The sequence below is a fragment of the Virgibacillus sp. NKC19-3 genome, from assembly GCF_019837165.1.
In the GTDB taxonomy this organism is placed as follows: Bacteria; Bacillota; Bacilli; order Bacillales; family Amphibacillaceae; genus Virgibacillus_L; species Virgibacillus_L saliphilus.
The window spans coordinates 360,345-374,274 of sequence record NZ_JAGYHC010000001.1 but is presented as its reverse complement, the minus strand read 5'-3'; the positions used below and the strand labels follow the sequence as shown (position 1 = coordinate 374,274).

Genomic DNA, 13,930 nt, shown 5'->3' with positions numbered 1-13,930 from the left:
GAAGAGGCAAGCGGCGGATATTTTGCTTCCATGGCGATAGAAGTTCCCCTCTACTTTTGAGATGACAGGAAAAATCCTCCTCTTCATAATTTATGAGTGGGCTTTTTAAATCATCTATGTATCATTGAATCTTATTAAGGCTAACCATAAAAAAGGGGTTGTTACCGATGATCGGTAATAACCCCTTTTTCCTCATGAAATTTGTTCTATCTAATTAGATGAACGATTACGGAAGCGGTTGGCAATCAATAAGATTGCTCCAATTGTCAGTAAGCCTAAGCTGATAAACAGTAAGTTGAAGATAGATGTTGCAGTGTCTGGCAATGTTCCACCATCACTTTCATCGGTTCCTTCACGATTACCTGAATCAGTTTTGTCTGAAACTTCTTCTGTTTCTTTACCTGGATCTTCTTCTGGGTCTTTGCCTGGCCCCTCTCCTGGTTCCTTACCTGGATCTTCTTCCGGGTCTTTGCCTGGTTCCTCTCCTAGTTCTTTACCTGGATCTTCTTCTGGATCTTTGCCTGGCTCTTCTGCAGGATCTGCTTGCACAAAACCAAAGTCTAACGTGGGGTCATGCTCCCCATCTTTTGTTAAATGCCGAGATACCGCAAACCATGTTGATGAATCAATAGACCTATCATCGCCCACTTCTTCCAAAGTTGGTTTATATCCTTCCAAGGCTTCTGCGGATGCTTCCTGATCAATTCGTACAATGTACGTATTGTCGATTGGCAGATTTTCAAAGATATAGTATCCATTTTCATCTGTTGTTGTTGGTTCTACTGGATCTCCATATACATCCGTTACCGGGTTGCCTTCTTCATCTTCTATCGTTAAGACGACTCCTTCAATTGGGATGTCTGTATCATCTTGCAGACCATCTTTGTTTTCGTCGAACCACACATAGTCTCCGACGCTTACTTTCTCCAGACGATTGATAATGGTGAATCCATCTTCAGCGGTTCCTTCAATGTCTTCTTTTACATATCCGTCAACAGCTTCTTCCTCAACGGTATAGGTGATTTCCGTACCGTCTGCAAACTTCGGTACATCCTCAAACTCAAAATTCCAATCCGTTTCCGCTGTGACGTCAACGGAATCCACTTCCTCTCCATTGGCTAACAAGTTAACCGTGATGGAGTCCGGACGCTGATTAGTATGATCGTTATCTGCCCATTCTTTCGTTCCTGAGATGTCCATTACTTCTGGTTCATAGCTGTTTGTAATTGTTATATTACCTAGATCTTCATCATTAATGTCCACGTCATAATCTTCAGGAACATCCAACTCTTCAACCGTGTAGGTGATTTCTTCGCCTGCTTCATTTACGGCCAGTTCCGTCCATGTGTGTGTCCACTCGTTTTCATCACTTAATGTGACTGGCTCACCATACGCTTCTCCATTTACGAAGAGTTGAACGTTAACTGATTCTGAACGTTTGCCGTCTTGGTTTTTAGCATCTTCCCATGCTTTGGTGACTGTTACACTACGTTCTTCCGGCGTATGCGTATTGGTAATATCATACCCTTCGACCGTTGTTGTGTACTCAGCAACTTCATCTTCAGTCACAGTATACGTGATTTCTTCGCCTGCTTCAAATTGAGGTAAGTCAGTGAATTCATAACTCCAGTCATCTTCCCCGGTTACTTCTTTGCTGTCAATCTCTTCTCCATTTGCCAGCAAGTTAACCGTAATGGACTCTGGGCGTACGCCATCTTGATTATCAGCATCGTCCCATATTTTTGTTCCTGATACGTCAGTCACTTCTGGATCATAGCTGTTTGTGATCGTGACATTACCTAGGTCTTCATCATTAATGTCCACGTCATAATCTTCATGAACATTCAATTCTTCAACCGTGTAGGTAATCTCTTCACCTGCTTCGTTTACATCTAGTTCCGTCCAAGTATGCGTCCACTCATTTTCATCACTTAATGTGATTGGATCACCGTACTCCTCCCCATTTGCGAATAGCTGAACGTCAACAGACTCCGAACGTTTGCCGTCTTGGTTATTGGCATCATCCCATGCTTTGGTGACCGTTACACTACGTTCTTCCGGCGTATGCGTATTGGTAATATCATATCCATCAGTCGTAGTTGTATAACCTTCCACACTATCTTCCGTAACCGTGTAGGTGATTTCTTCACCAACTTCACCTGGTTGATAAACTGGCAAATTGGCAAACGTATAGCTCCAGTTATCTTCTGCAGTTACTTCTTGGTTGTCGATTTCTTCGCCATCTGCTAGCAGATTAACCGTAATGGATTCTGGTCGTACTCCATCTTGGTTATTAGCGTCTTCCCAGAGTTTCTCTCCTGAAATTTCCGTTACTTCCGGAGTATAGCTGTTTGTGATATCAAATCCTTCAGCCATGTCACCATTGATATCACGTTCATAGCCTTCAGGGACATCAACTTCTTCGATTGTATAGGTGATTTCTTCACCAGTTTCATCCAGTTCAGGCAGGCCATTAAATGCACCTTCCCAATTATTTTCACTATTTAGTACCAAGTTATCAAATTCTGTCCCGTTATCATTTGCCAGTAATTCCACTTCAATGGATTCTGAGCGTTTATCATCTTGGTTCTCTGCATCATCCCATGTTTTATTGACAGGGATGTCGATTTCTCGATCACTTATATTTCTAAATTCCTCTTCTATAACATATTCTTCTTCACCATAGACCTCATCTACTTCAATGGTCATTTCTTCATCGGATAATCGATAGCCATCAGGTGCTGCTGTTTCTGTTACATAATAGATTCCCAGGTGTAAGTTTGGAATCTCTAGAACACCATTCTCTGTAACGTACTCTCCTAGCAGTACCTTTTCACCATTGATATCTCTATACAATTCAAAAGTAGCTTCTGAAGATTCGATTGGTTCTCCTGATGAGTCAACTTTAAGAATTCGAATCGCGCCGCGGTCTTCTCTGAATTCCCCACCAGTCCATGCGAACTGGTTGGCTGTTATTTCCTCTGTTTCGTCAGACCCTAGTTGGGTTTCCATACCGCTAAACTCTACTGAATTATTAACTGATTGACCATCTTCTGCAGTAACGATAGTCTCATAGTTTACTGTTAAAACTTCAGTTACATCCTCTTCAAAAGTTATATCTAATACTGTTTCGCCATTTTCATTAGTCTCTGTGCTAAGCGTGTAGTCTTCACCCTCTGTAAATGCTTCACCAGTACCAGTAACAATCGTCAAACTATCTTCTACAAATGAAAGTCCTGGGCTAATGGTATCTTGAAGAGTGGCGCCTTCAACACTCGAAAGACTTTCATTAACGACGATTTCCCATTCAAGTTCTTCACCAATGTAAACTTCTGATCCTTCATGACCAAGTACTTGTTTATCTAAGAAATCATTCCCTTTGTCATAATCAACAGATGAAGTATAAGGATACTCGTTGTCTCCGACTTTAACCACCGCATCGTTGACATAGTTTTCTTCCGAGATATCTGGAACAGTTGTTTCAAATTCAATGACATACCTTTCAGTCACATCATTTGTAAAGTTTATCGTAATCTCTGTACCTTCTCCTTCAACGGTATAGTCCTCACCACGTTCCAGTACAGTATCCGTCATAGATGTATTTCCGTCAGGATCTACATCATACGTAGATACTTTGATCGACTCGTCAATGATTTCTCCTTCATAATCTAATGTATCCGTTACGGAAACATCTGATCCAAGATTCTGCTCTTGATAGTTAAAGTACACTTGCCATGCAATTTTTCTATCAGAAGCCTCGCTCCAATTATCGGGATCAACAAGATTACCTTCTTTTTTACCGTTGTTCCATGCATCATCTCTTACTTCAACATTGGCATCACGCGTTTGGTCAAATGAATGTCCGCCCTCCGTCATACCTACATATTGCGCTTCATTAATATACAGTCTAGCGCTATCCCCGTCTTCACTATAACCTGTATGTGGATTTTCAACTTCATCTGGATCATATGACGTTGTATAGTTCACTTCTAGTTGACCGCCATCAAGTTCTACGTCTTCATCTATCGTAATCGTAAAACCATTGTGATAGCTGCCATCAATCGGTTCCAAAGTATAATTCGTAAATGCTTCGTCACCTAAGGTAACTTCCACTGTATCTTCTAATAAGAACATTCCTTCATTAGGGAAAGTATCCGTAATTGTCAGCTCAGAAATTGCCTCTCTAATTGGATTAACCTCAAGCTGCCAATCAATGGTTTTCGCATTATAGTCTATTCCCTCGAATGACTTGCCAAAATTATTTGCTGGTGGATTAACTGTTTCATTGTCACCAGTCTCACTGTCACCAATACCTTCACCGCCAAGGTTTGCTGTATTCGTGAAATCATGCTCTACATCAAAATTTTCAACCTCTGTTTGGTAAGCAACTGTTACTGCGCTATCAATATCTCCTAAATTGATAACAACCGTTTGTGTGCCGTCATTATTTTGCGTAACCTCAATAGCATCAACATTAACTTCTGCTCCATCTATATCAATGTCTTCTGCAGTAATCTCACCTAAACCAGCCGGCAGTGTATCCGTTAAAACTGCATCATTAATCGGATGCCCTGCTTGGTTAACGGTTATTTCCCAGGATAAGATTTTGTCTTCATAGTTATAATCATCAATATTTCCTGATTTCTCAAGGAGTGAATCTCTCCACACATCTACTGTGTCTTCATCTTCTCCTCTTTTATTTTCACCATCAAATAATTCGGTCTTATTTGTAAACCTGTTTCCTTCCTCGTATTCTCCATCATTTACTTCTGACCAATCATAATCTGTCAAGAATGTAATTGTGTAAACTTCATCGGAACGGACCGATCCTAAAGTAAGTGGATTATCCGGGAATGCCGTTGTATCAATATCAACAGATTCACCATTGTTTGTAACAGATATCGAACCATCTACTACAGTTAACCCAGCTGGTAATTCATCATGAACAACCGCATTGTCAATATCTACACCATTCTCATTTACGACAATAGTCCATTCAATCAAATCGACTTCCTCTTGATTGACGTAATCCCACCATACACGTTCGCCACTCTTCTGAATTGGATTACTGCGTTCCGTTGCATAAACTGTTGTATTTGCTTCTAATTCGCCATCATCATGATTGAAGGTAGCGTCATTCGTAAATTCAGTAATGGAATAATCTGTGATTTCTGTTGTATATTCAACTTGATATCCGCCTCTTGCTGGAACAGAGTCAAATATCATTTCAAAACCATTTTCAGTGCGCGTTGGGTCGTTAAAATCTACTTCATTACCAACCGTTTCATTACCATCAACATCATAAGTCAATTCTCTGACTTCAAAATTACCCGGCTCTCCAACACCATCTGGAAGAACATCTCCCAATGCTCCATTCGTAATGGGTTGGTCGCTGCCATTGGTAATATCAACGATCCAAGTTATTTCCCTTGCATCTCGGTCACTGTCAGGTTCTCCTTCTTTTTCCATCTCTGATTCAATTTCATTTGGTATGGTAACGACCGTCAAATCTTTTTCACCATCACCATCGAAATCAATCTCTTGCTCCCATTCTTCAGTGAATTTTTCCCGGTCAAATTCTAATCCAAAACCGACAACACCATTTTGAACACTTTGACCTTCAATATTTTCATCGAAAGTAAACGCTAGTACACCATTATTGATAGTAAACGTTCCTACTACCGTTCCATCGTCAAGTTCGATGTCTTGACCTGGCGTGTTTTCCCATTGTTGGAACACACCCGGCAATTCCAATGTTGCTGTATCTCCAGCATTAACCTCTTGGTCACCGGTATCCCACGCATATTGAATTTGATATTGACTATCAAAATAAACCTCTGCACCGTTTGTTACATCTTCCCCATCCATTTGAAAATAGTCAAAGGTAAAGATATCCCCTAATTCAACCTGCGGGCCAACATTTGATGCAGCAGAAGTTGCGGCTTCTTCTTGCTCTTCATTTGCCTCAGTCGATTCCTCCCCGGCTATTTCCTCGGTTCCTTCTTCCCCTCTCGCTTCAGCCAATTCTTCCCCATCTGTTTCCTCAGTTCCTTCTTCCTCTACTGCTCCTTCTCCTGCAGCTTCTTCCGTTCCTGCTTCAGCCGCTTCCTCCTCGGCCGATTCCTCGGTTCCTTCTTCTTCAGTTACTTTTTCTGCGCCTTCCTCGGTTCCCTCTTCAACAGACACTTCCTCAGCAGTTTCCTCTTCTAAAGGAACTTGCAGCTTTACTGTCCCTTCAGCTTCCGGATGTTCCAGCGCCGCTTCGTTAAACGTCACATGAATGCCATTTTCCGTTGTTTCATAGACGGCAACATCCGTTGCTTCTTCGGAAGATAATGTTCCTTCCTGCTCGACTAATGCAACCGGGCTTTGGAAATCGGTAGACTGTCCCGCTTCTTCTACATCAAAATTTGACAGTGACCAGTCTATATGTACAAAACCATCACCATCTTCTTGAGAGAAAGAGCTTTCTGTTAGGCTTGCAAAGTCAAAGAACGCGTCATTTGAATTTTCTTCTGCATGCGCTGTTTGTATAGGAGCAATGCCTGATACAATGGACTGTATCATCAGAAGAAAAATCATAACTATACTTGCTCTTTTCACACGTGTTTTCAATTCACTTGTTCCTCCTCTTTATGTCTATATTCCATTTTTGCAAATAGTTAACTGCGCATAACACCTCCGTCTATCTTTCTATGATTTTCAACTACAAGTTTCTTTTAACCGATCATTTTAAGATTATACATTTCAACAAAAATAATCCGGCAATTTCGATAAAATGAAACGTTGTAACTACAATTAATCGTAACTCACGGGATATATAACAGGGAACCGTGCATATATATACAAATTCTGTACATCCGGACGATTTGTAGGAAATTTTGCTTAGAAGAGAATATGAGTGACAATACGTGGGGAAATCTGCTTAAAATAAGGGTTCATTACGACAATAAATAACAATCATTAGGAATTTCCCTTTTGAAACAAATTTCATCTTGCAATAAGTGGCGATAATCAAACGATGACACTACTAGAAGCGGGATAAAAACGAGCCTTCATGCTCTATACATTTTTAAAACTTCATTTTATAAAGAGGGAGTTCCTCTCCATAAAATGAAGTTTCCTATGATTTCAACTCTATTCCTTATTGTCCAAATCCACCTCAAAAAACACTCTAGTCCCTCGATCCGCTGAACGAACAATATTTAATCCTCTTCCATAGTACTGATGCAATCTTTTATCAACATTATAAAGGCCGACCCCTGATTTGCTTTTAGATTCTCCGTTTAAAATGTTTCGAATCTCTGTTTCTTCGATTCCCACACCATCATCTTCTACCGTAATCGTTGCTTTGGATTGGGAAACGTCTTTTTTACAGCTAATAGTAACCGTTCCTCTTCCCCAGCTGTTCCTGATACCGTGTTGTACCGCATTTTCCACCAACGGCTGAATAGATAAGAATGGTACATATACCCCTTGTTCATCATCCAGATCCCACTTCACTTGCACAGCCTCTCCATAGCGGACTTGTTCAATATACAAATACGAACGGACAATATTTAATTCTTCTTCTAACGAAATCAAATCTTGCATCTGTTGAAACTGAAATTTATTTCGTAAAAAGGTACTAAATTCATTCAGCAGCTTTCGCATTTCTTCTATATCCCATTCGCTTAATGCCATAATTGAATTTAGTGTATTAAACAAGAAATGCGGCTGTATCTGAGCCTGCAACCATGCAGTTTCCAATTGAATTTGCTGCTCGACCACGCGCTTCATCGTGAGTAATGAATCCATACGTGCTTTTAATTCGATTGCTTCCACCGGTTTTGTAATATAATCATTGGCGCCAGCTAAGAAGGCAGCCTGTATATCCGTATTTCCACCGGTAAGTAGCAGTACTGGCAATTCCGTCAGGGAATAACGTTCCCGAATCAGTCTCGTCAGTTCATATCCTGATATCTCCGGCATCATAATATCCGAAATAACCATATCCCATTCTTGTTTATTCAGTTCCTCCAATGCTTCTGTTGCACATGAAACAAGCACCGTATGATAAGCATCATCGGGAAGAATGGATGTTAATGCTAATAAACCAGCCGGGTCATCATCCACGATTAAAACAGATGGTGCTTGCTCATTATTCAAAAGCATTCGTGCTGATTGTTCCTCTTCTTTTGCTGCTGCCATTTTTACATGCGCTTCCGTTGATGGAGGCATTGCTTCTGTGGATGCCAATTCTAACGTAAACGTAAAGGTTGTTTTCTCCCCCTGTTTCGAAAATACATGAATCGTTCCTCCATGAAGTTCTACTAGCTGTTTGGTAACCGTTAATCCTAAACCAAAACCTCCCTTGGACTTTTCCTTTGAGTCCTGGCCTTGTTCATAAGGGAGAAATAAGCGTTGCTGTAATTCTTCACTAATGCCGATTCCTGTATCCGTCACATGAATTTCTGCAACGTTTGCTTTTACAGAAGCGGATATGGTGATAGACCCATGATTGGTATGCTTCATGGCATTTTCTACTAAGTTAAATAAAATTTGCATCACACGGTTTTCGTCCGCATATACAGGAGGAAAATTCCTTGGAATTTGATTTACCATTTGAACTTGCTTGATATCGGATGAAAACTGTAATAAATCAATAACCCCTGTGACAATCGGTTCCAATGCAATCGCCTGTTTATTTAACCTCGGTTTATTTATCTGTAAATCTCTTTCTTGCAATAAATCGGTCAAAAGCAAGTTCATCTGCTGTCCTACTTTCAAAACCGTATTTAACTCATTCATACTCCGCGTCGATAATACCGTTTTTTCCCGGTCACGTATCGCCTCAGAAAGCAATAATATACTATTTAACGGATTACGGAATTCATGAGACGTATTCGCCAGGAATTGATCCTTTTCATCATTCACCTTTTTCAACCTTTTTGCTAATTCCTTTGTTTTCTCGTGCTTTTGAAAATATCCTTGAAACCAGACAATGGTATAACAGGTTACGGCAATCATCATATCAAATGGATAAAAGGTCAGATAAACACTTTCACCTGACCATATATAATTCCATATTCCATGGTTGGAAATAGCAATATAACCGAGAAGCATAAGATTTCTAGACTTTGGATTACTTTTATACATCAGAACAATCGAAGCCGTCGTAACAACCACCGTAATAACAGCAAATATATTATACACAGGACGAAGTGCTAAGATTTGCGGCATGGATAAAAAGATGGTAACCACAGCTAATGCAGCCATTCCCCATTTAAAAAACGGGAAAATTTTATGCCAATAAGGCAGTTTTTGATGGTCCGTACATTGCACCAACGCATAAAAAATGATTAAGTAAATGGTATGTATCAACCAATATTCCAAATCATAGCTCATATTAAAAAACTGCTGCAATAATTTCTCGCCTGTATAGAACAGAAAACCTGAAAACAAACTGAAAGTCAGCAATGAAAAAGAAAGAATCTTTCTATTCCGTCCACCTATAAAATAAATAATCAACGTGTAAATGGCATGAATCAACAGGACAACCGCAATAGCTACTTGCGAATAGTTCGTGAGCTGTACTTCTCTTGTAATCGTTTCATCTGTCCCGAATCGTGGTGAGAGATAAATACCACCATCCCTGTTGTCTTTAAAATTGGCTGCCTGAATCACCAGATCGATATGTCCATCTTCATCTGCCGTAAAGGTCACGGTTTTAGGCATGATATCCGCGGTATATGCTGCTTCTGTTTCTGCCGGCTGACCCGTTTCCGCTACGCTTCGCCCATTGACATAGATCTGTGAAGAGGTCCGGATATTTGGTATGTATAATTTAAAATTCCGATCATCATCCGGATCTACCTTCATCTGCAGCCGGTACGTCCCATAACCAAAGGGAGTACCCAAGTTATGCTTCCAACCATGAGGAACTTGTATCGTTTCCGGTGTTGCTGCAGATAATGCATCTTCTTGCATCAAAAACTGAGACGGGTAAAAATCCCACTCTCCATCCAGCAGTACTGTCCTTCTATCTTCTATTTTCCATGTGCTTAAATCCAGCTCTCCATCTTCAATGGCAGGGGTTATATTTTCTTGAAATAAACCCACCCAAATCAGTCGCAAAGCTGATAAACTGATAATACAGAGAATGACAAACATTCCCGTTCGGATATGTTCTCGTTTCATTGATATCAACTCTTATCTGAAGAAATAATTACATCCTACATGTTCCCTCAATAATCTCTACGGCTTCTGGATCAAAACGTGTTATATCTTTCAAGTTGGAAATAGCATAAGATGATGGCCCTTCATGATGATGTAAATACGCCGCTAATGTATGGATGAGTTCCAGCCATAGTGTGTGTAGTATCTGTCGCTCATTCATCGCCCATGGATAGTCCAGCCCCGCTAAATAGGCTCCCTGATACGATTCTAATAACGTAAAATAAGGTTCCTTATGTACAACGTTATCTTTTAATAAATGCTGTGCAGCAAGCTTAAATTCATGTGATTGAATCTGGATATGATCACCTAAATCAATATTGTAAAATTCTCCCTGGCTAACGATAGTGATGGGAGCTCCTGTCTGTTGCATCACTTTTCGAATTTGATAAACGGCTGTATATAATTGGGCATTGGCTTTTTCCCAAGGGAGGTTATCCCACAATAAGTTGATTAATTCATTTTTGGGAATGGTATGTTGGTGATGGTGGATAAAATAGGCAAATAGCTCTTTCGCCTTTGATGTACGCCATTTCACATCAACCCGCTTATGACCCTGATAGATTTGTAACATGCCTAAATTTTTAATGGCAAAGGCCGATGCATCGGGCGTGTTCTCCCGTTCTTGCTTCTTTCTTTCCATTATCCGTTGTATGGTTACTTCCAGACGTTCCTGCTTGACAGGCTTCAAGATATAATCCACTGCATTTAATTCAAAAGCCTTGACCGCATATTCATCATAAGCCGTAACAAATACAATATGTAAGGAAGGGCGTATGTTTAACAGATATTCCGCCAAATCAGTTCCTTTTACAGTAGGCATATGTATATCCAAAAATACAGCATCTACGTGTTGGCTTTGGATGTGATGGATAACATCATTGGTATTCACATAGGTACCTGTGACATCCACACCTTCTATTTTACGCAATAAAAAATCTGCATATTGTAATGCCAAAGGTTCATCATCAATGATACATACGTTAAGCATGGAATCGCCCCTTATTATTTCATCATCTATTTACACACAACAACGAGTATAAGTGAACCATACGTGACAATAAATAATAGTCGTCTATTTTATTTCTATACATATTCTATACAAGCATCGGCTTGATGAACTATCCAGTTCAAGTCACCTCTCATTCTCTTCAACTGGGAAATGCCTATCAAAATTTTCCTTTTATTTCGATTTTACTATACAGCGAAAAAAATAACTATTATCTAAAGGTGCTTAGAATTGTTCGAGCAATTGATGCTGGGATCATTTCTTTGGTTGCAATAAATATGATTTCACGCTTTTTTGAAGGAAAAGCAAGAGGAAGCGCGATGGGTTCTCTCTGATTTTATTCATCCTTGCTCCAGCGCTTCCCCCAATACTAAGCGGAGTATTAGGAGAGCATTTTGATTATCAAGGAATTTTCCTGTTTCTTTTCGCTATCTCGATCGTATTGCTGATTATCATTACGTATACGATAATTAGTAACAAAGACGATGAAGAAAGAGGGGCAGCATTAGGCCTATTTAATTTTCTCCGTTATTCCGGCATGGCTCTAGGTGGGATGTTTGCCGGAATAAATCAAGTGTTTTCCAGTTCGCTGATTTTTCTAATTTGGACGGGTTGTTGTTTGTGATTTTTCTATTCCCTATTAGGTTGTGCTATTTTTATACAGCAGAGCCAGAGCGCAGGGACATAATTATCCTTGCGCTCATTCTGCTCATATTCATCCCTGATGCTTCTCCAAAAAGTCCAACATCAGACTATACACTTTAATCTCATTCTCCCTTTTCGAAAAGCCATGTCCTTCATCTTCTAGCACAAGATATTCCACATCGCGCCCCTTTTCTTCCAGCTTGGCAACGATTTGGTCAGATTCCTCCTTGACCACACGTGGATCTTTGGCTCCTTGGATAACGAGCATTGGTTTTGTCATGCTATCCAGATAGGTTACTGGTGAGTCTTTGATAAAACGCGCTTTGTCTCGCTCCGGATCTCCTAACCAGCGCTCCATGATTGGCTTCCAGTGGGGCGGGACGGAATGGACGAATGTAAATAAATCAGATGGACCGAAGATATCGACAACGGCTTTGAAATATTCCGGATGCCGTCCATGTAATAAAAGCGCCATATAGCCACCATAGCTACCTCCAACAAGGAATAACTTTTCTGGATCTGTAATGTTATGATCAAACAACCACTGAATACCGGCGACATTATCCAATCTCGGTCCTTCTCCCCAGTCCTGTTCCACTAATTTTACAAATGAAGAGCCATAACCTGTGCTCCCGCGAAAGTTTGGTGCAAAAATCGTGTAGCCCCGATTCAAAAAAGCCTGAAACATCGAACGGAACATTTTTCGCTCGGAAGCTTGTGGTCCCCCGTGAGGCCAAAAAATCGTATAGCCGTTATCATGTTCCGGTTTCGCCTTAAATAGCAGTGATTCGATTTCCATGCCGTCAAAAGATGGGTAAGAAACGACATCAGGCTCGACCATGTCTTGGGTATTCAAGCCAAGCACACGATTATTCGTCAGTTGCTTCCATTCCCTCCCGTGTCTTTGAAAAATGTTTAATGGAACGGTACTGCTTCTTCCCAGCATGTAGATATCCCCTGATTTGGCGATATGTACCTTTTCAATCACATCAACCGGTGTATATAGTTGTTCTAGCTGCTTTGATGCTGGTTCATAGCGGTACAAAACATCTTCTACCCCTTTTTCGGTGACCAGATAAAGGACCATATTTTCCTTGTCCCACTTCAGTGATTCGATACTTTCTTCCTCGATTGTAAGAACAGGTTCAAATTCCTTTGTATCCAAATCGAATGTTGCGACATAGCTATATTCGCTCTCATAATCTGTTACAAAGTAAATCGTTTGATCATCGACAAAAACAGCATCCCCAACCACATGCACCTTGTTTGGATCAGGTGTTAACTCATAAGACGTATCCCCCATTTTCACAAAGCCTGTTATATATGTATTGGCAAACATGCGTAAGTATACAAAGGATTCTTCATCGTCAGATATCGCCACGAGATGCGTGGGGGATACCTCTCCCTCATTCAACAATATATCGGCATTACTCTCCAAATGGCGCATGCGCGCGTTCAGAAACGATGGATTCTCCTCCGATGTCATATAGTAGATTCGTTTTCCATCTTCACTCAGATGGGTAAAATAATATTTCTCCTCTGCGCCTCCAGTAATAAGCGGCTGTGGGATCCCACCCTCATGGGGAATGGCATAGATTTGATGATTCTCATCCCCGTCTTTATCATATCCCGCAAGCACATAGCGATTTTCCGGATCGCATTTAATGAAACTGACAGACTCATCATGATGGGCAAACAGATAGGCAAAGGTATCCGGCAAATCCATCGCCCACAGATTCACTTTTCCATCTAAATTGGAACTGAAAATAAGGCGTTTTTCATCACTGCTCACTGCAAAGTCTGTAATCACATTCGTGCGAAAAAATTGCTCTACCGTTGGTTTTGGAAATGGTATCATTGAATGACCTCCTCATTCGTATGTTTTTTTCAAAATTAATTGACGACTCTAGTATAAACGATTTTCCTCACATGTGGTAGGGGATTTTTCGATCTGAATTAGGTGTGTCGTTCGGCATTCGTTTGGGTTGTTTCGGCATTCGCGGATCGGAGTTCAGCATTCATATAGCTGAGTTCGGGATTAAAGCAGCCAGGTTCGGCTTT

4 protein-coding genes are annotated in these 13,930 nt (G+C 40.6%); all 4 read right to left on the bottom strand.

Annotated features, from left to right (window positions below; genetic code table 11):
• Window positions 1-210: 210 nt before the first annotated feature.
• A complete protein-coding gene (locus KFZ56_RS01900; RefSeq protein WP_222639892.1) occupies window positions 211-6,615 on the bottom strand; it encodes a Cna B-type domain-containing protein in 6,405 nt (2,134 codons plus the stop codon).
• 522 nt (window positions 6,616-7,137) lie between these two features.
• Window positions 7,138-10,179, bottom strand: coding sequence for an ATP-binding protein (locus KFZ56_RS01895; RefSeq protein ID WP_222639888.1), 3,042 nt, complete (start codon window positions 10,177-10,179; stop codon window positions 7,138-7,140).
• A gap of 28 nt (window positions 10,180-10,207) precedes the next feature.
• Window positions 10,208-11,206 (bottom strand): response regulator, encoded by a 999-nt coding sequence (locus KFZ56_RS01890; protein WP_222639885.1) that lies wholly within the window; start codon window positions 11,204-11,206, stop codon window positions 10,208-10,210.
• A gap of 733 nt (window positions 11,207-11,939) precedes the next feature.
• Window positions 11,940-13,727 carry a S9 family peptidase gene (locus KFZ56_RS01885; RefSeq protein ID WP_222639883.1) on the bottom strand — a complete coding sequence of 596 codons (1,788 nt, stop codon included), beginning with the start codon at window positions 13,725-13,727 and terminating at the stop codon, window positions 11,940-11,942.
• Window positions 13,728-13,930 lie beyond the last annotated feature (203 nt).